The following is a 21007-nucleotide window of genomic DNA, read 5'->3' as shown; positions in this document are numbered from 1 at the left end:
AGCCTAGCGACCGAAGTGACGTGGCTCTCGCGACGCCGGGTGGTTCACCGCTCGTCACCTGCATGCCCTAGTGTGCGAGCGTGGACCAGCCCGCCCTCGCCCGCCGCCTCGGCCTCCGTCAGGCCGTCGCGATCGGCCTCGCCGCGATGATCGGCGCCGGCGTCTTCGCGGTGTTCGCGCCCGCGGCGCAGGCTGCGGGCACGGGGCTCGTGATCGGGCTCGCGATCGCGGCGTTCGTCGCCTTCGCGAACGCGAGTTCGACGGCACAGCTCGCCGCGCGCTACCCGGAGTCGGGCGGCGCGTACCGCTACGGCCGTGAACGGCTCGGTCAGTGGCCCGGGTTCTTCGCCGGTTGGAGCTTCGTCATCGGCAAGACGGCGAGCTGCGCGGCGATGGCCATGACCGTCGCCGCCTACCTCGTGCCCGCCGAGTGGCAGCGACCAGTCGCCATCGCCGCGGTCGTCGCGATCGCCGCGGTCGACCTGCGGGGCATCACCCGCACCGCCCGCGTGGCGACCGTCATCGTGATCGGGGTGCTCGGGGTGCTCGCGCTCGTCGTCGCCGCGGGCGCGACCGCGTCGTTCGGCGGTGCGGCCGACGGAGCATCGAGCGGCTCGTCACCGCTGTTCGGCCCGACGATGCTCGACCACGGCTGGCTCGGAATCCTGCAGTCGGCCGGCCTGCTGTTCTTCGCCTTCGCAGGGTACGCCCGGGTCGCGACGCTCGGCGAGGAGGTCCGCGACCCTGCGCGCACGATCCCCCGCGCGATCGGCATCGCGCTCGGCGTCGCGGTGCTCGTCTACGTCGGTGTCGGCACGGCCTCGCTCGCCGCGCTCGGACCCGACGGGCTCGCGGCATCCGTCGCCCCGCTCGTCGACGTCGTCGAGGCCGCCGGGTGGCAGTGGGCCGCCCCGGTCGTGCGTCTCGGCGCCGCCGTGGCTGCGCTCGGGGCGCTGCTCGCGCTCGTCGCCGGCATCGGCCGCACCGCCCTCGCGATGGCGCGCGACGACGAGCTGCCGAGACCGCTCGCCCGCGTGCATCCCCGGTTCCAGGTGCCGCACGTCGCCGAGATCGCCGTCGCGCTCGTCGTCATCGCGCTGATCGCGACCGTCGACCTGCGCGGCGCCATCGGCTTCTCCTCGTTCGGCGTGCTGCTGTACTACTTCATCGCGAACCTCGCCGCGCTCACGCAACCCCGCGCGGAGCGACGCGTTCCGCGGGCGCTCTCAGCGGCAGGGGCGATCGGATGCCTCGTGCTCGTCGCGACCCTGCCGCCGGTCTCGATCCTCGCCGGAGTGGTCGTGCTCGCCATCGGGGCGGCGTATCGCCTCATCTCACGGGCGGCCCGACGGCGTCGAGCGAGGCTCCCCCGGGCAGACGGGCGCGCGTAGGCTGTCCGCATGTCTGCAGACCCCTCGGCTCGCATCCTGACCATCGCCGGCATCGCCGCACCCGTGCTCGACGAGACGGCGTTCGTGGCCGCCGGCGCCGTGATCGTCGGCGACGTGCACCTGGCCGCCGGCTCGAGCGTCTGGTACAACGCCGTGCTCCGTGCCGAAGCCGAGCCGATCAGCATCGGCGACGGATCGAACCTGCAGGACACGGTCGTCTGCCACGTCGACGCGGGCTACCCGCTGACCGTCGGCCGTGGCGTCTCGGTCGGGCACGGCGCGGTGCTGCACGGGTGCACGATCGAGGATCACAGCCTCGTCGGCATGAACGCGACCGTGCTGAACGGCGCCGTGATCGGTGCAGGCTCGCTCGTCGCCGCGGGCGCCGTCGTGCTCGAGGGCACGGTCGTGCCGCCCGGCTCACTCGTCGCCGGGGTGCCCGCCAAGGTGCGCCGCGAGCTCAGCGACATCGAGCGCGCCGGCATCCAGCGCAACGGAGCCGCCTACCTGATCCACGTGGAGGAGCACTCGGCTCCCGTCGACTGAGGCGGCCGGGCAGGCGGCGGGTGGCAGGCGGCCGGCGGTCGTCAGGCCTCGACGACGCCGCCGCCGAGCGCCACGACGCGTCTGCGGACCCGGCGAGCGCGGCGCAGCAACCACCGCGCGGGCAGCGCAACGGCCATCGAGGCGGCGCCCGCGAACGATCGGTCATGCGGGCCGAGCATGCGCTTGCGTTCGAACGCGCGCCGCACGGCCCCTCCGGTGAGGTTGTGCGCCCGTGGGCGTGCGCCGAGCGGCCCGGCTGCGCGCGCCTCGAGCAGGTTCGCGAGCGCGACGCCCCAGTCGTCGTGTTCGCGGCCATGGAAGTAGTCGTCGGCGAGCCACTCCGCATTCGGGTGCCTGAGCTCCCAGTCGGCGAGCGCGTCGGCCCCGCCGAACAGGCCGCTGCCGTCGAAGACCGTGTTGATGAGCTTCGGCGTCACGCCGAACTCGTCGACGAGCAGCACCGGGAGCCCGAGTGCGACGGCCTCGAGCACCGCGGTCGAACTCACCGTCACGAGACCGGCCGCGCGCGCGAGGTGCACCGCCATCGGCCCGTCCTCGACCACGAGGTTCGGCGGCAGCGTGCCGCCGAGGGCGCGTCGCACCTCGGGGTCGCCCAGGAGTTCGCCGAAGTCGAACGCCTCCGCATGAGTCTGCGCCTCGCCTCGCCGCGCGCGCACCTTGACGACGACCCGCCGTGTCGGATGCCGCCGAGCCGCGGCCGCGAGCCATCCGAGCAGCCGCACGCGATCCTCGCGTGCGGCGGGCACCTTGGCCTGCGCCGCGAAGACGAGGTCGGTGCGCTGCGCGTCGGCCGCGACATCCGTCGCCGCCTCGTCGGGCAGGAACGGGAGCGTCGCGAGCCCGAATCCGACGGCGGCACCGAGCCGATCGGCGTTGGCGCGGAACTCGCGCACCTCGCGGCGGCTGTGCAGCACGATGAGATCGACCTGCTCGCGGTAGACGATCGCCTTCGGCTCGGCGGGTATCGTGAGGCCGGGGAACCCGCTCACGAGCACCGGCCGATCGGGCATGCGTCCCACGATGGGCGCCACGACACGTACGAGCGGGCCCCGCAGGGCGAGCAGCACGACGTCGGGTCGGGTGCGCGCGATCCGCTCGCCCAAGTCGTCGAGCTCGATGGTCGCGACCGACTCGGCGGTGAACCCCGACCCGGCGAGCGCGGCGTGCAGTTGCCGTCGACTCGGCTGCACGGGTGTCTGCAGCACGACGAGCTCGGTGCGCCAGGCGTCGGGGAACCCACGAGCGAAGGCGGCACCCCACTTCACGTAGGAATCGGAGTCGGCCACCACCAGCAGGCGGCCGGTAGGGGCGAGCCCGTTCGGGGCGCTCGACGGACTCGGGCCGCGCGCAGACCCCCCGTCGCTCACAGTGCGGGAACCCGGCGCAGCTTCGCGCGCGGCGCCTCCTCGCCGGGGAACACGCGCTTCACGCCGTCGCCCATCGCCTCGCCGATCACGCGGATGTCGCGCACGAGGTGCTCGAAGCCGGTCGGTTCGAGCGAGGCCGCCTGGTCGGAACCCCACATCGCCCGGTCGAGCGTGATGTGGCGTTCGACGGCCACGGCGCCGAGGGTCACCGCGGCGAGCGAGATCTGCAGCCCGCGCTCGTGGCCGGAGTAGCCGATCGGCACGCCGAGATAACGGCTGCGCAGGGTGCCGATCGTGCGGAGGTTCGCCTCTTCGGGCGGCATCGGATAGCTCGAGGTCGCGTGCAGCATCACGAGGCGGTCGGTACCGAGCACCTCGACCGCCCGGTCGATCTCCTCGAGCGTCGACATGCCCGTCGAGAGGATCACCGGCTTGCCCGTGCGCGCGATGGCCTCGAGCAGCTCCACGTCGGTGACCGATGCCGAGGCGACCTTGTGCGCGACCACGTCGAGCCCCTCAAGGAACTCGACCGACGGCACGTCCCACGGCGACGCGAACCAGTCGATGCCGGCGCGCAGCGCATACGTGGCGATCTCGAGGTACTCCGGCTCGCCGAACTCGACGCGGCGCCGGTAGTCGAGGTAGCTCATGGTGCCCCACGGGGTCTCGCGCGGCACGTCGCGCATGTGCTCCGGGGTGGCGATCTCGGGAGTGCGCTTCTGGAACTTCACGGCCTGCGCGCCCGCCTCGACCGCGACGTCGATGAGGCGCTTGGCGATCTCGACGTCGCCGTTGTGGTTCAGGCCGATCTCGCCGATGACGTAGACCGGGTACTCGCTGCCGACGACCGATCGGCCGATGCGCACAGACATGTTCACTCCCTCATTCAGGATCGCGCGGTGGCGGGATCGGGGTCTTCGTTCGTCGCGGCGGAGTCGCGCGCGGCGAGGATCAGGTCGGCGAGTTCGCGCACGGCGCCGTGGCCGCCCATGCTGGTGAGCACGTGGCGCGCCGCGGCGAGCGCCTCGGCCGCGGCATCCGGTACGGCAATCGGCCAGCCGACGAGTTCGAGGGCGGGCAGGTCGCCCCGGTCGTTGCCGAGGTAGGCGATGCGATCGAGACGGATGCCGCGGCGCTCCGCCCACTCGCGCAGCACCGCCCCCTTCTCCTCCACGCCCTGCGCGCACTCGACCCCGAGCTTCTCGGCGCGGCGCCCGACGACCGGGTTCTGCTCGGCCGACAGGATGAGCACGGGGATGCCGGCCGCACGGAGCCGCGCGATGCCGGCGCCGTCGCTGCGGCTCACGCGCACCGATTCGCGCCCGAGCTGGTCGACCATGACCGTGTCGTCGGTGTGCACCCCGTCGAAGTCGGTCACGAGGGCGTCGACGTCGATGCGCGGGCCGACCGAGTCGTGTGCGCCGCGGGTCGAGCCCGGTCGAGCGGATGCCGCGAGCCCGCGATCCACGTGCGCCGCGAGCGCTCTCGCCCGCTCGAGGTCGGCGAGCTCGTCGATCTCGATGGCGTGGTCGACGTCGACCGGCTGGATGCCGATGCGCCCGAAGAACCGGTGTCCGGCCGAGCGGAACCCCTCGGTGGCGAAGACGTAGAACGCGCCCGTCTCGAGGTACTCCGGCTCGCGCTCCTGCCTCCGGAACCGGCGGGCGGAGTCGTGGTTCACGCCGACCGCGGAGTCCGCGTCGGCGTCATCGCGCCAGAGGAACAGATGGGACGGTGCACCCGAGAAGACGACGTCTCGCTCACCGGAGGCGACGCGGGCGATCGCGGCATCGAGGTCGGCCGGGTCGATGAAGGGCGAGGTGGCCTGGATGAAGACCGTCACGGGATGTTCGTCGCCCGGCCGGCGCTCGTCGCCCTCGACGCCGATGAAGCCTCCGAGCGGGCCCGGCGAGAGCGGCCCGAGCGCGTCGCGCAGCTCGAGTTCATCGAGCGCGTGCAGCAGGGCCGACTCGCTCGACGCCGTGGAGCCCGCGAGCTCGGCGGGCCGGTCGACGACCGAGGCGCCCGCCGCACGGGCGGCATCGGCGATCTCGATGTCGTCGGTCGAGACGACGACCCGGTCGATGCGCTCCGCGGCGAGCGCGGCGTGCACGGCCCGGACGATGAGCGGCACGCCGCCGACGCGGGCGAGGTTCTTGCCAGGCAGCCCGACCGAGCCGCCGCGGGCGGGGATGATCGCGGTCGCCCGTGCGGTGGTGCGTGCGGACGCGCCATCCGCTCGCCCTGCGTCGCTGCCGATCGCGCGGCTGTCGGGCCGTGTCGCCGGCGCGGGCGAGACCGCGGCGCGCGGTGCTTCGACGAGTTCGACCCTGGCCATGGCGCGAAGCTACGCGCGCAAGGCAGCCGCCCGGTGCACACATGGTGAACACCGGGCGACCGGCAGATCGACTAGCGGTGCAGGCGCTGCTCCGCGGCCTTGACGACGTTGGCGAGCAGCATCGCGCGGGTCATCGGGCCCACCCCGCCGGGGTTCGGCGAGAGGTGGCCCGCGACCTCGGCGACGGCCGGGTCGACATCGCCCGTGAGCTTGCCCTTGCCCGTGTCTTCATCCTGCACGCGCGTGATGCCGACGTCGAGCACGGCGGCGCCGGGCTTGATCCAGTCGGCCTGCACGAGGTGCGGCACGCCGACGGCGGCCACGACGATGTCGGCCCGGCGCACTTCGGCCGCGAGGTCTTCCGTGCGCGAGTGCGTGAGCGTGACGGTGGCGTCGAGTCCCTTGCGGGTGAACAGCAGCCCGAGCGGGCGGCCGACGGTGAGGCCACGGCCGATCACGGTGACGTGGCGCCCCCGGATCGGCACGTCGTAGCGACGCAGCATCTCGACGATGCCGGCGGGCGTGCACGGCAGCGGCGACTGCAGCTCCCCCTCGATGCCGAGCACGAGCCGGCCGAGGTTCGTCGGGTGCAGACCGTCGGCGTCCTTGTCGGGGTCGATGAGCTCGAGCATCGCGTTCTCGTCGTGACCCGCCGGCAGCGGGAGCTGCACGATGTAGCCCGTGACCTCATGCGCCGCGTTGAGGTCGCGGATCGCGGCGCGCACGTCGGCCGTGGTGGCCGAGGCGGGCAGGTCGATGCGGATCGACTCGATGCCCACCTCGGCGCAGTCGCGGTGCTTGCCCGCGACGTACGACCGCGAACCCGGGTCGTCGCCCACGAGGAGCGTGCCGAGGCCCGGCACGACGCCATGCGCCTTCAGCAGCTGGATGCGCGAGGCGAGTTCGGACTTGACGGCCGTCGCGGTGGCGACGCCGTCGAGGGTGATCGCGGTCATGGGATTCCCTACTGCGCGAGGCCCGGGTACAGCGGGAACGCCGCCGTGAGGGCTTCGACGCGCGAACGGAGCGACGCGACATCCGCTTCGCCCTGGAGCGCCAGCGCGATGATGTCGGCGACCTCGGTGAACTCGGCGTCGCCGAAGCCGCGGGTCGCGAGCGCGGGCGTGCCGATGCGCAGGCCCGAGGTGACCATCGGCGGGCGCGGGTCGAACGGCACCGAGTTGCGGTTCACCGTGATGAGCGCCGCGTGCAGGAGGTCTTCGGCCTGCTGGCCGTCGATCTTCGAGTTGCGGAGGTCGGCGAGCACGAGGTGCACGTCGGTGCCGCCCGTCAGCACGTCGACGCCCGCTGCACGCGAGTCGTCGGCGGTGAGGCGGGCCGCGAGGATCTGCGCGCCGCGGATGGTGCGCTCCTGACGGTTCTTGAACTCCTCGGATGCCGCGATCTTGAACGCCGTGGCCTTCGCCGCGATCACGTGCATGAGCGGGCCGCCCTGCTGGCCGGGGAAGACGTTGGAGTTGAGCTTCTTCGCGAGCTCCATGTCCCGCGAGACGATGAAGCCCGAGCGGGGGCCGCCGATCGTCTTGTGCACGGTCGAGGAGACGACGTCGGCGTAGGGCACGGGGCTCGGGTGCAGGCCCGCGGCGACGAGGCCGGCGAAGTGCGCCATGTCGACCCAGAGCTTCGCGCCGACCTCGTCGGCGATCGCGCGGAACGCGGCGAAGTCGAGGTGGCGGGGGTAGGCCGACCAGCCGGCGATGATGACCTGCGGCTTGTGCTCGAGGGCCTTGTCGCGCACGACGTTCATGTCGACGAGGAACGTCTCGGGGTCGACGCCGTACGAGACGGCGTTGTAGAGCTTGCCCGAGAAGTTCAGCTTCATGCCGTGCGTGAGGTGGCCGCCGTGCGCGAGCTCGAGGCCGAGGATCGTGTCGCCGGGCGTGGCGATCGCCGAGAGCACGGCCGCGTTCGCGGTCGCACCCGAGTGCGGCTGCACGTTGGCGTACTCGGCGCCGAAGAGCGACTTCGCCCGCTCGATCGCGAGCGACTCGGCGACGTCGACGTACTCGCAGCCGCCGTAGTAGCGGCGACCGGGGTAGCCCTCTGCGTACTTGTTGGTGAGCACACTGCCCTGCGACTGCAGAACGGAGACGGGAACGAAGTTCTCGCTCGCGATCATCTCGAGGTAGTCGCGCTGGCGACCGAGTTCGAGTTCGAGAACTTCAGCGATCTCGGGGTCGACTTCGGAAAGCGGCGCATTGAAAACGGACTCGGCCAAGAGTGGCTCCTTCATGACAAACGGACCTACGTGGGGTGCTGCCTCGCGCGCGCCAGCGCCGAGGTATGCGTACCGGCCCAGGCGTGCGGTCGGTCCGTGCCAGTCGCTCCCCGATGGTATCCATCTCAACGCCAGTCGCGACCCTCGAAGCTTAGCAACGGATGCGCCCCGATGCCGACGGGGCGGCGAGCGGGATCAGCGTCCGGTCAGCCGGGTCACGAAGATCCACCAGACGATCACGCCGACGACGCCCGCGATGCTCGCCCATCGGATGCCGCCGCGCAGGCGCCGCCCACCCGGCGCGATCGTCGGTTCGCCCGGGCGCGGCGGCGCCGCCTGGCCGAGGAATGCAGCGGATGCCTCGGGTGCGACGGATGCCTCTGGCGCGTCGGACGCCTGGTGCGCATCGCCGCCCGACCGCTCGTCGGCGTACCGCTGCGTTCGCGAGACCACCTTCGCCCCGACCAGGTCGGCGGCGCGGAACGCCCGGCGCCACGCTCCGACGTCGGCGGAGTCGATGGGATCGGGGGCGTAGAGGAAGAGCCAGCGGTCGACGAGCTCGACGTCCCACCCCGCGGCCTCGTCGATCAGGAGCGCCATGAGGTCGGGGGTGAAGACGTAGAGGGCGTCGCGCTCGTACGCGCTCGGCGCGTACAGTGTGAAGTGCCGGTCGAAGTCGCCCTCGAGGCTCAGCACCTGGCTCCGTGCGAAGGCCGAGGGCAGGCTGCTGAACACCCGGTCGTTGGCCCGGGCGTCGAGGAGCATGTGCGGCACCGGCCGGTCGAGCGCGACGGCGATGTACCCCCACGACGAGACGCGCTCGTCGTCGCCGCTGCCCGTCGTGTACCGATACGAGCCGAGTTCGGCGAAACGGCCGCTCGTCGACCGCAGGCGGTCGTAGCTCGTGCGGTTCCTCCCGAGGCCGAACACGGTGCCCGGATAGGGCGGATCCGGCGAGGTCACCGCGAAGTCGAACCCGTTCGCCGCGGCGAACCGGTCGAGGCGGTACCAGCGCTGCCAGTCGCTGCCCCGCCGCACCCGTCGCACGATCGCGACGACGACGAGCACGAGCGCGGCGACCACGAACAGCGGGAAGAGGAGCAGGACGACCGGCACGTCGTTGAACGCACCCCCGAACGAGGAGAGGAACAGGCTGACGAACACGGTGCCGATGATCGCGAACACGAAGAACACGACGACCACGACCACCACGCCGAACACCGTGGTGATCGCCTGAACACCCGTCGTCGCGTTCTGCGATCCCGATGCCTTCGTCGCCTGTCGGAACGCCCGCACCGCGGCGGGGTCGACCGGAGCTTCGAGCGCGGTGAAGTCCAACCGGTCGTGCGGCACGGGAAGCACGGTCGTCATTCGCACGAGCGTACTGCCGCTCGCCGCCGTTTCATGCGACGATACGAGTTAGGACTCCTTACTTCCGACTGCACGACTTCCCACGAACGAGGACGCATGCGACGTCGCATCCGCACCACCTCCACCACCGTCGGCCTGATCACCGCCAGCCTGGTCGCCGCGGTGCTCGCGCTCGGCGGCTGCACCGCCACCCAAGAGAACGGAGACGCCGTGACCGGCATCATCCCGGCCCCCGTCCAGTTCGAGCTCACGCACGGCACGCCGTTCACCGTCACCGACGAGACCCGCTTCGTCGCGAGCGGCGATGCCGGCTCGGTGGCGGAGACCTTCGCAGCACAGGCTCGCCTCGCCACCGGGTTCGACCTGCCGGTGGTGAGCGGCGATGCCGAGGCATCCGACATCGCACTCGTCATCGACGCCGACGCCGGAACCGGGGAGGAGGCCTACACGCTCGAGAGCGGCGCCGACGGCCTCCGCATCGCGGCGCCGGCCGCAGCAGGGCTCTTCCGGGGCACGCAGACACTGCGGCAACTGCTGCCCGCCGAGATCGAGCGAGCGGATGCCTCGGCGGCGCCCGCCGGCGGATGGACCGTGCCCGCGGCATCCGTCGCCGACGCGCCGCGCTTCGCCTACCGCGGGTCGATGCTCGACGTCGCGCGCCACTTCTTCCCGGTCGAGGAGGTGCTCGACCACATCGACCGCATCGCCATGCTGAAGCTCAACGTGCTGCACCTGCACCTCACCGACGACCAGGGCTGGCGGCTCGCGATCGACGCCTGGCCCGAGCTCACCGGCATCGGCGCATCGACTTCGACCGGAGGCGAGGGCGGCGGCTTCTACACGAAGGACGACTACCGCCGCATCGTCGAGTACGCCGCCGAGCGGTTCGTCACCGTCGTGCCCGAGATCGACCTGCCTGGACACACGAACGCGGCGCTCAGCGCCTACCCCGAGCTGAACTGCGACGGGGTCGCGCCGAAGCCCTACGAGGGCATCGAGGTCGGCTTCTCGTCGCTCTGCGCATCGCCGGAGCGCGCCGAGGCGACCGACCGGTTCCTCGCCGACGTCATGGGCGAGGTCGCCGAGATGACGCCCGGCCCGTGGCTGCACGTCGGCGGCGACGAGTCGCTCGCCACCTCGGAGGCCGACTACCTCGACCTCGTCCGGCGCATCACCGCCGCCGGCGCCGCGACCGGCAAAACCGTCATCGGGTGGCACGAGATGGGCTCGTCTCGCGAGCTTCCGACCGGCACGGTCGGGCAGTACTGGGACTTCGTCGCTCCGCGCGACGATGCGGCCGAACTCACGACCTCGTTCGTGGAGCAGGGCGGGAGCGTCATCCTCTCCCCCGCAGATGTCGCCTACCTCGACATGAAGTACTCCGACGACCCCGAGGGGCCCGACGGCGGCAAGCTCGGGCAGCTGTGGGCCGACGGCCCGACGACGCTCGAGGAGGCCTACGGCTGGGAGCCGACGTCCATCGTGCCGGGCCTCGCAGCAGCCGACATCCTCGGCGTCGAGGCGCCCGTCTGGACCGAGACCCTCGGCACCTCGGCCGAGCTCGAGTTCATGGTGTTCCCGCGCATCGCGGCGATCGCCGAGATCGCGTGGTCGCCGGCGCCCGCAGGGGGCGCAGCGCGCGACGAGGCATCGTTCCACGCACGGCTCGCCTCGCTCGGCACGCACCTCGACGCCCTCGGGGTCGAGTACCGCAAGGTCGACGGGGTGCCCTGGGTCGAGTAGAACGCGGACGCCACGACCGACTCGCCACGGGATTCCAGGCGTCCCCCGGCGCCTTCCGGAGCCTCGCCGTGCGAGCTAGGCTCCTGGCCGGCACGGAGATGCCGTGCGTCGGAGTGGAGGCGGACGATGTCCGGAGTGGTGCATTTCGAGATCCCGGCAGACGACCAGGAGCGGGCGCAGGCGTTCTACCGGGACGCGTTCGAGTGGCGTATCGACGCAGTGCCCGACATGCAGTATTCGACCCTGATCACGACGCCCGTCGACGAAGCGACGCAGCTGCCGCTCGAGCCGGGAGCGATCAACGGCGGCATGTTCGAGCGCACGGCCGAGCTCGCGAAGCCGATCATCACCGTCGATGTCGTCGACATCGACGCAGCACTCGAGCGGATCGTCGACCTCGGCGGCGCAGTCGTGCAGGCGAAGACCGCGATACCGGGCATGGGCTACTTCGGCTACTTCCGCGACACCGAGGGCAACGTGCTCGGGCTGTGGACGACGGCGCCCGACGCGGCCTGAGCGCCCGCGACCGGGCACAGTGAAGCGGATGCCGCGGGGCAGGCGGCACCCGCGACATCCGCTGGTTCTGGTGGTTACTTGACGCTGCCCGCGGTGAGGCCGCCGACGAGGCGCTTCTCGATGATCATGAAGAGGATGACCACCGGCACGATCGCGACGATCGAGACGCCGAACACGTACTGCCACGAGGTCTCGTACTGGCCGACGAACTTCGTGAGCGCCACGGAGAGCGGCTGGTTGCCCGCGGTGGAGAGGATCACGAGCGAGGCCGCGAACTCGTTCCAGCACGCCACGAAGGTGAAGACGATCGCGGTCACGATGCCGGGCCAGACGAGCGGCAGGCTGATCGTGAAGAGCACCCGCAGCCGGCCGGCGCCGTCGATCTGCGCCGCCTCGTCGACCTCCTTCGGGATGCCGGCGAAGAACGAGTGCATGATCCACACGGCGAACGAGAGGTTGAACGCGGCGTTGATGAAGATCATCGCGGCCCACGTGTCGATCATGTCGAACGCGAGGAACTGGCGGAACAGGCCCGAGGTCAGCACCGCCGGCTGCAGCATCTGCGTGACGATCACGAGGAAGAGGAACACCATGCGGAACGGGAACTTGAACCGCGCCGTGTAGTACGCCGCGGGCATCGCGACGAGCAGCACGATCAGCGTCGCGAAGACCGAGATCACGATCGTCGAGATCAGGTTCTGCGGCAGCGGCGTCTCGGGCGTCGACCACATGTTGATGTAGTTCTCCCAGTGCCACTCCGTCGGGAGGTACGTGGGGTCGACCGAGCGGATCTGCGCCTTCGTCTTCACCGAGCCGAAGAACATGATGACGTACGGGAGGACGAAGATCGCGAGCACGATGAAGCCGGCGAGCATGCGCACCAGCACCTTGCCGAGCGGCACCTGGTCCTCGGTGTAACGGCGCTTGCGAGCGGATGCCGCGGGTGGGGCGATCGTCTCGAACGCGGGTGCGGTGACGGCCACGATCAGACCTCCTTCATGGGCTTGACCACGCGCACGTAGACGGCGACGATCACGATGACGATGACGAACGCGACGACCGACAACGCACTGGCGACGTCGACCTTGTGCTGATTCTGGATGTATTTGAAGATCATCGTCATGATCGTGTCGGCGTCGTAGCCGGGTATCGACCCGGTCATCACCTTCAGGATCGGCAGCGAGTTGAAGACGTTGATGATGTTGATGAGCACCGCGACGGCGAGGGCGCTGCGCAGCTGCGGCAGCACGACCCCCCAGTAGGTGCGGATGGGCCCGGCGCCGTCCATCTTGGCCGCCTCGAGCACCTCGCCCGGCACCGTCTGGAGTCCGGCGAGGATCGTGTACGTCGTGAACGGCAGGGACACGAAGATCGCGACGACGATCGACCATGCGAAGGCGGTCGCCGGGTTGCGGGTCCAGCCGTACCCCTCGGGAGTGTCGACGAGGCCGATGTCGACGAGGAACTTGTTGATGATGCCGAAGTACGGCTCGAGGCCGTAGTAGACGACCATCGTCGTCATGACCACGGAGGCCGCCCACGGGATGATCACCGCGAGGCGCACGATGCGCCGCCCGGGGAACGCCTTGTTGAGGATCTGCGCGAGGCCGAGCGAGATGATGACCGTCGCGGCGACGACCACGACGACCCAGACGATCGTGCGGCCGAAGATCGGCCAGAAGTACGGGAAGTTGAAGACCTCGATGTAGTTGTCGAGGCCGACCGAGCCCTTGTCGACGCCGCTCTGGGAGATGTCACGGGTCGAGTTGTAGAACATGACGACGGCCGGGAACAGCACGACGCCGAAGATGAGGATGAGGGCGGGGCCGATCCACGGCAGCGCGTGGAGCAGGTCGCGGCCGCGGGGGCGGGGGCCCGCGGCATCGCCCTTGGTGGGGGTTCCGCGCCCGGGGCGGGGGCGGCCATCGGCCGCCCCCGCCTGGATCGGTGACGCATCGGATGTGGTGCTCATGGTTCGGTGGTCACCGATCCCTCCGGGTGTTGCGAACGGACTGCTGGTCGTGCGGGCGGGATCAGCCCGCGTCGGCCTGCGCCTGGATCTCGGTCAGCACGTCCTGTGCGGGCTTCGTCTGGAGCTGTCCGAACAGCGCCTTGAACGCGGCATCCGTCGCCGACCACTTGGGGTTCGTGCTCGGGTAGAACTGGGCGTCGGGCAGCACCTCGAGGAACGGCGCGAGCGCCTCCTCGGAGGAGAGCTCCTCGGCACCCGACTTCGTGACGGGCAGGAAGCCCTCGGTCTGCACCCACGGCACGTAGACATCCGCCGTGTAGTAGTAGTCGAGGAACTTGGTGATCGCTTCCTGCTTGTCGCCGTCGTTCTGGAAGGCCATGAGCTGGTCCATGACGCCGACCGTCATGGGGCTGCCGTCCTTCGTGGGGATCGGGACGATCGAGTAGTCGAGCTCGGGGTTGTTCTCCTCGATCTGGCCGACGGTCGGCGGGAGGCCGACCTGCATGCCGATCTTGCCCTGGATGAAGATGTCCATGAGCGGCGAACGGTCGGTCGAGCCCGGGTCGGCCTGGGTGGCGCCCGCGTCGATCATCTTCTTGATCTGGTCGGCGCCGGGCAGGTTCGCCGGGTCGTCGACCGTGATCTCGGTGGCGTCGCCGAACGTGCCGCCGCCGCCCCAGAGCCACACGGCCGCTTCGGCCTGCGCCTCTTCAGAGCCGAGGGGCATGCCGTAGCCGGCGATGCCGCCGCCGAGGCCGGAGACCTTCGTCGCGGCATCGAGCAGCTCGTCCCAGTTGGTGGGCGGCGCCGCGACGCCGGCCTGCTCGAGCAGGGCGTTGTTGACGAACAGCGCGCGAGCCGATGCGATCAGCGGCAGCGCGTACGCCGTGCCGTCGACCTCGGCGTTCGCGATGAACGACTCCTGGAAGTCGCTGAACGTCTCGGGCGAGACGACGTCTTCGGCCGGGTAGAGCAGTTCGTCGGCTGCGAAGCCGGCGAAGGGGCCGCCGTTGTAGATGTCGGGTGCCTCACCGCCCTGGATCTTCGTGGCGATGACGGTCTCGAGGTTGTCCCACGACTGCACTTCGAGCTTGACGTCGATGTCGGTGTTCTCGGCTTCGAAGCCCTCGATGACGTCTTCCCACAGACCCTGGGTGTTGTCGGAGTAGCTCGGCACGAGCAGGTCGAGCGTGGTCTTGCCACCGGCTTCCTCGCCTGAACCGCCGCCGAAGCCGCAGGATGCGAGCGTGAGCGACGCCGTGGCGGCGAGCGCGACGGCCGTGCCGAGGCGCAGAGACTTCTTCATGGATGCTTCCTCACTGTGGTGGATGGTGCACCAACGCCCGGACGGAGCCTCGCGCGACGGTGCGTGTGTTCGGGGATCCGCACATGACGACGGTGCCAGAGTGCTGTTTCCTGAACGTTTCGACGAGCAAACGATCATGTTCGTTCATTCGACGCACGAAATCTATGACGGATGCGGATCAGCCGTCAAGACGTGCAACTGATTCGTTATGAGATTTTGTTCAGATCCCTCACAAATTCAAGGATGCAGCCGAATGGGCCCAATCGATCGCTTGACTGATCGTTGGACATCGATTGCAGTCATCTGCAATCATGAGGAGTCATGTCGGCGCCGATCTCGTGCGCCGGCCGCCGAACACCCGTCTGGAGCCGTCTTGACCGAGCATTCGACCACCGCACACACCCCCGCCGAGCACATGTCGGCCGAGCTCGACTCGCAGCCCGAGACGTGGGCGAAGGCCGAGTCGCTTCGCGCCGAGCAGGCGCTGCTCCCGGCCAGCGGCGCACGCATCGCCGTGGTCGGCTGCGGCACGTCCTGGTTCATCGCGCAGTCGTACGCGTGGCTCCGCGAGGCCGGCGGCCACGGCGAGACCGACGCCTTCGCGGCATCCGAGGCCTTCGTCGATCGCGGCTACGACGCCGTCGTCGCCCTCACCCGGTCGGGCACGACCACCGAGGTGCTGCAGCTCGTCGAGGGCCTGCGCGGGCGCGTGCGCACCGTCGGCGTGATCGGCGATGCATCCTCTCCACTCGTGGGCCTCGTCGACGAAGCCGTGCTGCTGCCGTTCGCCGACGAGCAGTCGGTCGTGCAGACCCGGTTCGCCACGACCGCGCTCGCCCTCTTCCGCGCGTCGCTCGGCGAAGACCTGAGCGGTGCGATCGCCGACGCCGAGCGAGCGGTCGCCGAAGAGCTCGCACCTGAACTGACGGGCGCCGAGCAGTACACCTTCCTCGGCCGCGGCTGGTCGGTCGGACTCGCCCACGAGGCGGCGCTGAAGATGCGCGAGGCATCGCAGTCGTGGACCGAGTCGTACCCGTCGATGGAGTACCGCCACGGACCGATCGCGATCGCCGCTCCCGGCCGGGTCACCTGGCAGTTCGGCCCGACGCCCGAGGGCCTCGCGGGCGACGTCGCCGCGACCGGCGCGCACTTCGAGGCGGGCACGCTCGACCCGATGGCCGAGCTCGTGCGCGCACAGCGGGTCTCGCTCGCCCGTGCCCGCGCAAAGGGCCTCGACCCAGACGCGCCGCGCAACCTCACCCGCTCCGTCATCCTCGACGCGTGATGGCCCCGCACCCCACCCCCGATGCGACCCGGCTCGGCCCGGGTCATGCGGTGCTCGCCTTCGACGTCGGCGGCACCGACACGAAGTCGGCGCTCGTCGACGCGTCGGGGCGGGTGCTCGGCCTCCGCCGCACGCCGACGCCCCTCGACTCCGCTGATCCCGCCGGCACGATCGTGGCCTCGCTCGCGGTGCTCGCCCGCGAGCACCTGGCCGCAGCGCCCGGCATCGTGCCGGTGGCCGCGGGCGTCAGCGTGCCGGGGCTCGTCGACGAGCTGGCCGGCATCGGCATGTTCGCCTCGAACCTCGGCTGGCGCGACGCCCCGATCCGCTCGATCGCCGAGACGGCGCTCGGCCTGCCGGTCGCCTTCGGACACGACGTGCGCGCCGCCGGCGATGCCGAGCACCGACTCGGTGCAGCTCGCGGCTACGGCGATGTCGTCGTGCTCGCGATCGGCACGGGCATCGCGAGCGCGCTCGTGCTCGGCGGCCGTCCGTATGCAGGCGGCGGCTTCGCCGGCGAGATCGGTCATTCGCTCGCCGATCCGCTCGGCGAGCGCTGCCCCTGTGGTGCGATCGGATGCCTCGAAACGATCGCGTCCGCCGGCGCCATCGCCCGGCGCTATGCCGCCGCGTCGGGCACGCCCGTCGGCGGCGCGCGCGAGGTGCTCGATGCCGCCACCGCGGGCGACCCGCTCGCCCGCCGGGTGTGGGACGACGCCGTCGAGGCGCTCGCGGAGGCGATCGCGAGGCTCGTCGCGATCCTCGCACCAGAGGCCGTCGTGATCGGCGGCGGTCTGGCGCAGGCCGGCCCCGCGCTCTTCGGCCCGCTCGGGGCGCGACTCGACGCCCTGCTCAGCTTCCACCGCCGGCCGGCGCTCGTGCACGCCGAACTCGGCGACGACGCGGGCCTGCTCGGCACGGCGCTCGCGGCTCGCGACCTCGCCGGCGCGCGGCGCGACGGTGATTCCGCATGATCCTCACCGTGACGCCGAACCCGGCGCTCGACCTCACCTGGCACGTCGATCGCCTGCAGCCGGGCGAGACGCACCGGGTCGATGCGGGCGCCGCGCGAGCGGGCGGCAAGGGGCTGAACGTCGCCCGCGTGCTGCACGCCGAGGGGCATGACGTGCTCGCACTCACGACCACCGGCGGCGCGGTCGGCGCCGAGTTCGCCGCGGAGCTCGCGTCGAGCGGCATCCCGCATCGACTGATCCCCGTGACCGGCGCGACGCGACGCAGCATCGCCCTCGTCGACGAAGCCGTCGGCGAGACGAGCGTGCTGAACGAACGCGGCGCCGCGCTCGCGCCGGGCGAGGTCGCCGCCTTCGCGGCGAGCGCGCTCGAGCTCGGCCGCCTCGCCGACGCCGTCGCGATCTGCGGGAGCCTGCCCACCGGCTTCGGGCCCGAAGAACTCGCAGAGCTGGTCGCCTCGCTCGTTGCTGCGGGCGTGCCCGTGATCGTCGACACGAGCGGGCCCGGCCTGCTGGCGGCCGCCCGCGCCGGCGCCTCGGCGCTGAAGCCCAACGCCGAAGAGCTCCGCGCCGAGACCGGCCTCGACGACCCCGCCGCCGGCGCCCGCGCACTGCTCGGCCTCGGCGCCGGCATCGTCGTCGCCTCCCTCGGCTCCGAGGGTCTCCTGATCGTGTCGGCGGATGCTCCGGGCGGCATCCGCGCCCGACTGCCCCGCACGCTGCACGGCAACGCCACCGGTGCGGGCGATGCCGCGGTCGCCGCGATCGCGGCGGCACTGGCCGAGAGGCCCGATCTGGCCGCCGACACGTCGGCCGCGGCCGACGCACGTGCACGCCTCGCCCGCCGCGCGACCGCGTGGTCGGCCTCCGCCGTGCTCATGCCGCTCGCGGGCGACCTCTCGCCCGAACACGTCGCCCTCGAACTCGAAGTCGACGTGACCACGACCAGCACCGGCACCGCCGGCCCCTCCGACCCGGAAGCGACAGCATGACCCTCACCCCTACTCGCGCCATCCTCACCGACGCCGTCGCGACGGGCCGCGCGGTCGGCGCGTTCAACGTGCTGCACCTCGAGACCGCCGAGGCACTCGTACGTGCGGCCGAGTCCACCGGGCTCCCCGTGATCCTGCAGATCTCCGAGAACGCGATCCGCTACCACGGCGGCTTCGAGCCGATCGCCCGCGCCACCCTCGCCGTAGCCGAGGCCTCGACCGCTGCCGTCGCCGTGCACCTCGACCATGCCGAGGACGCCGAGCTGGCGCTGCTCGCCATCGACCACGGCTTCGGGTCGGTCATGTACGACGGCGCCAAGCTCGACTTCGCCGACAACGTCGAGACCACTCGCAGAGTCGTCGCGCATGCCGCGACGACCGGCGTGCTCGTCGAAGCCGAACTCGGCGAGATCGGCGGCAAGGACGGCGCTCACGCACCCGGTGTGCGCACCGATCCCGCCGAGGCGGCGCAGTTCGTCGCCGAGACCGGCGTCGGAGCCCTCGCCGTCGCCGTCGGCTCATCGCACGCGATGACCGAACGGGTCGCGGCGCTCGACCTCGACCTCATCGCCCGTCTTCGGTCGGCGGTGCCGGTCCCCCTCGTGCTGCACGGTTCGTCGGGCGTGCCCGACGAGACGATCGTCGCCGGCATCCGCGCCGGGCTCGTCAAGATCAACGTCTCGACCCACCTGAACGCGCAGTTCACCGGCGCGATCCGTAGATTCCTCGACGAGCATCCGACGGTCGTAGACTCGCGCAAGTACCTCGCCGCCGGACGAGACGCCATCGAGGCTGAAGCGGCCCGCCTCCTCCGTCTCTTCGCCGGGAAGGACCCCAACGGATGATTCGCCCGGAACTTCCGACACGACCGAGCGCCGTGCTCGACCTCATCGCAATGAAGGAGTGCAACGGATGAATCGTGCCGAACGCCTGAGCGCCGTGCTCGACCTCCTCGCCGAGGGCGGCCAGGTCGACGTCGACCAGATCGTCGACCGCCTCGAGGTGTCGCCTGCGACGGCCCGGCGCGACCTCGACGCCCTCGCCCGTCAGCAGCTGCTGACCCGCACGCGCGGCGGAGCCGTGGCGCATTCCGTGGCCTACGACCTGCCGATCCGGTACAAGAACCAGCAGAACCCCGACGCGAAGGCCGCGATCGCCCATGCGGCGAGCGCCCTGGTCCCGCGCGGAGCGGTCATCGGCCTCTGCGGCGGCACGACGTCGACGGCGATCGCGGATGCCCTCATGTCGCGCGCCGACATCATGGAGCCGGCGCCCGACCCGAGCCTGACCGTCGTCACCAACGCGATCAACATCGCCATGCAGCTCGCGATGCGCCCGCAGATCAAGACCGTGGTGACCGGCGGCGTCGTGCACGCCCGCTCGTACGAGCTGGTCGGCGCGTACACCGACGCCGTGCTCGGCAGCATCACGCTCGATCTCGCGTTCATCGGCGTCAACGGCATCGATCCCGTCGTCGGGCCGACCTCGCACGACGAGCGCGAGGCCGCCGTCAACGCCCTCATGGCCGCCCGCGCGACGCAGGCGGTGCTCGTCGCAGACTCCTCGAAGATCGACAAGCGGGCGTTCGCGGCGATCGGTCCGAGGCGACTCTTCTCGACCGTCATCACCGACGCCGGGGCCACGCAGGAACAGCTCGAACGGCTGTCCGACGCGGGCTACGACGTTATCGTTGCTTAGGTGAGCACCCCACCCGTCATCATCCATTCCGCGCGTCTCGTGAGCGGCGCCGACACCGTCACCGACGCGTGGGTGCGCTTCGACGGCGATCAGGTCACCGAGCGCGGCATCGGCGACGGCTGGCGCGACGGGATCGCGGTCGAGCAGGCGACCGTGACAGATGCCGCGGGGCGCTTCCTCACTCCCGGATTCATCGACATCCACTGCCACGGGGCCGGCGGCGCAGCCGTCGACGAGGGCGATGCGGCGATCGAGACCGTGCTCGCGGTGCACAACGCGCACGGCACCACGCGCTCGGTGCTCTCGCTCGTCACCGCATCGGTCGATCGCCTCACTCGAGACCTGACGACGATCGCCCGCTTCGCGGAGCGCGATCCGCGAGTACTCGGCTCGCACCTCGAGGGGCCGTTCCTCGACACGGAGTTCCGCGGGGCGCACGATCCCTCGCTGCTGCGCGACGCCGACGAGGCATCCGTCGACCTGTTGCTCGAGGCGGCCGCCGGCACGCTGCGACAGATCACGATCGCCCCCGAGCACGACGGCGCCCTCGACGCGATCTCGCGGTTCGTCGCCGCCGATGTGCGGGTGGCCGTCGGTCACACGGGCGCCGACTTCGAGACCGCCCTCGCCGCGTTCGACGCCGGCGCCTCCATCCTGACGCATGCGTTCAACGGCATGCGCGGCATCCACCACCGCGCTCCCGGCCCCGTGACGGCGGCGATGCACGCCGACCACGTCACCCTCGAAGTCATCAACGACGGGGTCCACGTGCACCCCGACGTCGTGAAGCTCGCCTTCTCCGGCGCACCCGGCCGAGTCGCCCTCGTCACCGACGCGATGGCGGCGACGGGCTCCGCCGACGGCGTCTACGAACTGGGCTCGCTCGAGGTCGTCGTGACCGACGGCGTCGCCCGCCTTCGCGAGGGCGGGTCGATCGCAGGGTCGACGCTCACGCAGGACGAGGCGCTGCGACGGGCCGTGCTCGAGTGCGGCATCCCCCTCGACGAGGCCGTCGGCGCGCTCACCGTGACGCCCGCCGCGGCGATCGGCCGTGCCGGAGACCTCGGACGCCTGCAGCCGGGTTTCGCCGCCGACGCCGTGCTGCTCGACGCCGACCTCCGCGTGCAGGCCGTGTGGGGCGCAGGCTCGCGCCTGGCCTGATCAGCTCGTCGATCGAGACGGGGCCCGGAGACGTGTTCCCCATCGTCTCCGAGATCCCGGCCCGTTCGAGACGGAGCTCGGAGACGTGTT

19 protein-coding genes and 1 riboswitch are annotated in these 21007 nt (G+C 71.2%); of the genes, 10 read left to right on the top strand and 9 right to left on the bottom strand.

Going from position 1 to position 21007, the window contains the following annotated elements; translation table 11 throughout:
* Positions 1-80 precede the first annotated feature (80 nt).
* Together BUR99_RS10265 and BUR99_RS10260 are read left to right on the top strand one after the other, a co-directional pair.
* Entirely contained in the window at positions 81-1391 is a 1311-nt protein-coding gene (locus BUR99_RS10265) for an APC family permease (RefSeq protein WP_074260206.1), read from the top strand.
* 9 nt (positions 1392-1400) lie between these two features.
* On the top strand, positions 1401-1937 hold the full coding sequence (locus tag BUR99_RS10260; RefSeq protein ID WP_074260205.1) for a gamma carbonic anhydrase family protein: 537 nt from the start codon (positions 1401-1403) through the stop codon (positions 1935-1937).
* 41 nt (positions 1938-1978) lie between these two features.
* On the opposite strand, the gene BUR99_RS10255 is transcribed toward BUR99_RS10260, so the two are convergent.
* From BUR99_RS10255 to BUR99_RS10230, 6 genes are all read right to left on the bottom strand, one after another.
* Positions 1979-3244, bottom strand: coding sequence for a DUF6716 putative glycosyltransferase (locus tag BUR99_RS10255; protein WP_143231570.1), 1266 nt, complete (start codon positions 3242-3244; stop codon positions 1979-1981).
* 77 nt (positions 3245-3321) lie between these two features.
* Positions 3322-4197: an N-acetylneuraminate synthase family protein gene (locus BUR99_RS10250; RefSeq protein WP_074260347.1), complete on the bottom strand. Its 876-nt coding sequence runs from the start codon at positions 4195-4197 to the stop codon at positions 3322-3324.
* A 14-nt stretch (positions 4198-4211) separates the two neighbouring features.
* Positions 4212-5663, bottom strand: coding sequence for an acylneuraminate cytidylyltransferase (locus BUR99_RS10245; protein ID WP_084183884.1), 1452 nt, complete (start codon positions 5661-5663; stop codon positions 4212-4214).
* Between the two features lie 71 nt (positions 5664-5734).
* Positions 5735-6619 carry a bifunctional methylenetetrahydrofolate dehydrogenase/methenyltetrahydrofolate cyclohydrolase gene (locus BUR99_RS10240; RefSeq protein WP_074260203.1) on the bottom strand — a complete coding sequence of 295 codons (885 nt, stop codon included), beginning with the start codon at positions 6617-6619 and terminating at the stop codon, positions 5735-5737.
* A gap of 8 nt (positions 6620-6627) precedes the next feature.
* Entirely contained in the window at positions 6628-7902 is a 1275-nt protein-coding gene (gene glyA / locus BUR99_RS10235; protein WP_275581110.1) for a serine hydroxymethyltransferase, read from the bottom strand.
* Between the two features lie 68 nt (positions 7903-7970).
* A riboswitch (ZMP/ZTP riboswitch) is annotated at positions 7971-8051 on the bottom strand.
* A gap of 46 nt (positions 8052-8097) precedes the next feature.
* Positions 8098-9273, bottom strand: coding sequence for a hypothetical protein (locus BUR99_RS10230; protein ID WP_074260201.1), 1176 nt, complete (start codon positions 9271-9273; stop codon positions 8098-8100).
* 96 nt (positions 9274-9369) lie between these two features.
* On the opposite strand from BUR99_RS10230, the gene BUR99_RS10225 reads away from it, so the two are divergent.
* Positions 9370-11016, top strand: coding sequence for a beta-N-acetylhexosaminidase (locus tag BUR99_RS10225; RefSeq protein WP_084183883.1), 1647 nt, complete (start codon positions 9370-9372; stop codon positions 11014-11016).
* Positions 11017-11142: 126 nt separating this feature from the next.
* Positions 11143-11532 (top strand): VOC family protein, encoded by a 390-nt coding sequence (locus tag BUR99_RS10220; protein WP_074260200.1) that lies wholly within the window; start codon positions 11143-11145, stop codon positions 11530-11532.
* 74 nt (positions 11533-11606) lie between these two features.
* On the opposite strand, the gene BUR99_RS10215 is transcribed toward BUR99_RS10220, so the two are convergent.
* The 3 genes from BUR99_RS10215 to BUR99_RS10205 all read right to left on the bottom strand — a co-directional run bounded on the left by BUR99_RS10215 (position 11607) and on the right by BUR99_RS10205 (position 14810).
* Positions 11607-12515: a carbohydrate ABC transporter permease gene (locus BUR99_RS10215; protein WP_234980804.1), complete on the bottom strand. Its 909-nt coding sequence runs from the start codon at positions 12513-12515 to the stop codon at positions 11607-11609.
* Between the two features lie 2 nt (positions 12516-12517).
* A complete protein-coding gene (locus BUR99_RS10210) occupies positions 12518-13504 on the bottom strand; it encodes a carbohydrate ABC transporter permease (RefSeq protein WP_084183882.1) in 987 nt (328 codons plus the stop codon).
* A 61-nt stretch (positions 13505-13565) separates the two neighbouring features.
* A complete protein-coding gene (locus BUR99_RS10205) occupies positions 13566-14810 on the bottom strand; it encodes an extracellular solute-binding protein (protein WP_074260199.1) in 1245 nt (414 codons plus the stop codon).
* Between the two features lie 415 nt (positions 14811-15225).
* On the opposite strand from BUR99_RS10205, the gene BUR99_RS10200 reads away from it, so the two are divergent.
* From BUR99_RS10200 to nagA, 6 genes are all read left to right on the top strand, one after another.
* Positions 15226-16095: an SIS domain-containing protein gene (locus BUR99_RS10200; RefSeq protein WP_074260342.1), complete on the top strand. Its 870-nt coding sequence runs from the start codon at positions 15226-15228 to the stop codon at positions 16093-16095.
* Positions 16095-17069 (top strand): ROK family protein, encoded by a 975-nt coding sequence (locus BUR99_RS10195; protein WP_074260198.1) that lies wholly within the window; start codon positions 16095-16097, stop codon positions 17067-17069. Before BUR99_RS10200 ends, BUR99_RS10195 begins: the two co-directional genes overlap by 1 nt.
* The gene (locus tag BUR99_RS10190) at positions 17066-18058 is read left to right on the top strand and encodes a 1-phosphofructokinase family hexose kinase (RefSeq protein ID WP_074260197.1); all 993 of its coding nucleotides are present in this window, start codon (positions 17066-17068) and stop codon (positions 18056-18058) included. Before BUR99_RS10195 ends, BUR99_RS10190 begins: the two co-directional genes overlap by 4 nt.
* Positions 18055-18903 (top strand): class II fructose-bisphosphate aldolase, encoded by an 849-nt coding sequence (locus BUR99_RS10185; RefSeq protein ID WP_074260196.1) that lies wholly within the window; start codon positions 18055-18057, stop codon positions 18901-18903. The genes BUR99_RS10190 and BUR99_RS10185 overlap by 4 nt, the downstream gene beginning before the upstream one ends.
* Positions 18904-18970: 67 nt before the next feature.
* A complete protein-coding gene (locus tag BUR99_RS10180; RefSeq protein WP_074260195.1) occupies positions 18971-19756 on the top strand; it encodes a DeoR/GlpR family DNA-binding transcription regulator in 786 nt (261 codons plus the stop codon).
* A complete protein-coding gene (gene nagA, locus BUR99_RS10175) occupies positions 19757-20917 on the top strand; it encodes an N-acetylglucosamine-6-phosphate deacetylase (protein WP_074260194.1) in 1161 nt (386 codons plus the stop codon). It abuts the gene before it with no gap.
* The last annotated feature ends 90 nt before the right edge of the window (positions 20918-21007 follow it).

This window comes from Agromyces cerinus subsp. cerinus (assembly GCF_900142065.1).
Taxonomy (GTDB): domain Bacteria; phylum Actinomycetota; class Actinomycetes; order Actinomycetales; family Microbacteriaceae; genus Agromyces; species Agromyces cerinus.
This window is presented reverse-complemented; position numbering and strand designations above follow the sequence as displayed.

Coding starts and splice junctions, on each gene's coding strand:
- BUR99_RS10260 (WP_074260205.1), top strand. CDS start 1,401: ATGTCTGCAGACCCCTCGGCTCGCATCCTGACCATCGCCGGCATCGCC.
- BUR99_RS10250 (WP_074260347.1), bottom strand. CDS start 4,197: ATGTCTGTGCGCATCGGCCGATCGGTCGTCGGCAGCGAGTACCCGGTC.
- BUR99_RS10245 (WP_084183884.1), bottom strand. CDS start 5,663: ATGGCCAGGGTCGAACTCGTCGAAGCACCGCGCGCCGCGGTCTCGCCC.
- BUR99_RS10240 (WP_074260203.1), bottom strand. CDS start 6,619: ATGACCGCGATCACCCTCGACGGCGTCGCCACCGCGACGGCCGTCAAG.
- BUR99_RS10230 (WP_074260201.1), bottom strand. CDS start 9,273: ATGACGACCGTGCTTCCCGTGCCGCACGACCGGTTGGACTTCACCGCG.
- BUR99_RS10225 (WP_084183883.1), top strand. CDS start 9,370: ATGCGACGTCGCATCCGCACCACCTCCACCACCGTCGGCCTGATCACC.
- BUR99_RS10220 (WP_074260200.1), top strand. CDS start 11,143: ATGTCCGGAGTGGTGCATTTCGAGATCCCGGCAGACGACCAGGAGCGG.
- BUR99_RS10210 (WP_084183882.1), bottom strand. CDS start 13,504: ATGAGCACCACATCCGATGCGTCACCGATCCAGGCGGGGGCGGCCGAT.
- BUR99_RS10205 (WP_074260199.1), bottom strand. CDS start 14,810: ATGAAGAAGTCTCTGCGCCTCGGCACGGCCGTCGCGCTCGCCGCCACG.
- BUR99_RS10200 (WP_074260342.1), top strand. CDS start 15,226: ATGTCGGCCGAGCTCGACTCGCAGCCCGAGACGTGGGCGAAGGCCGAG.
- BUR99_RS10195 (WP_074260198.1), top strand. CDS start 16,095: ATGGCCCCGCACCCCACCCCCGATGCGACCCGGCTCGGCCCGGGTCAT.
- BUR99_RS10190 (WP_074260197.1), top strand. CDS start 17,066: ATGATCCTCACCGTGACGCCGAACCCGGCGCTCGACCTCACCTGGCAC.
- BUR99_RS10185 (WP_074260196.1), top strand. CDS start 18,055: ATGACCCTCACCCCTACTCGCGCCATCCTCACCGACGCCGTCGCGACG.
- BUR99_RS10180 (WP_074260195.1), top strand. CDS start 18,971: ATGAATCGTGCCGAACGCCTGAGCGCCGTGCTCGACCTCCTCGCCGAG.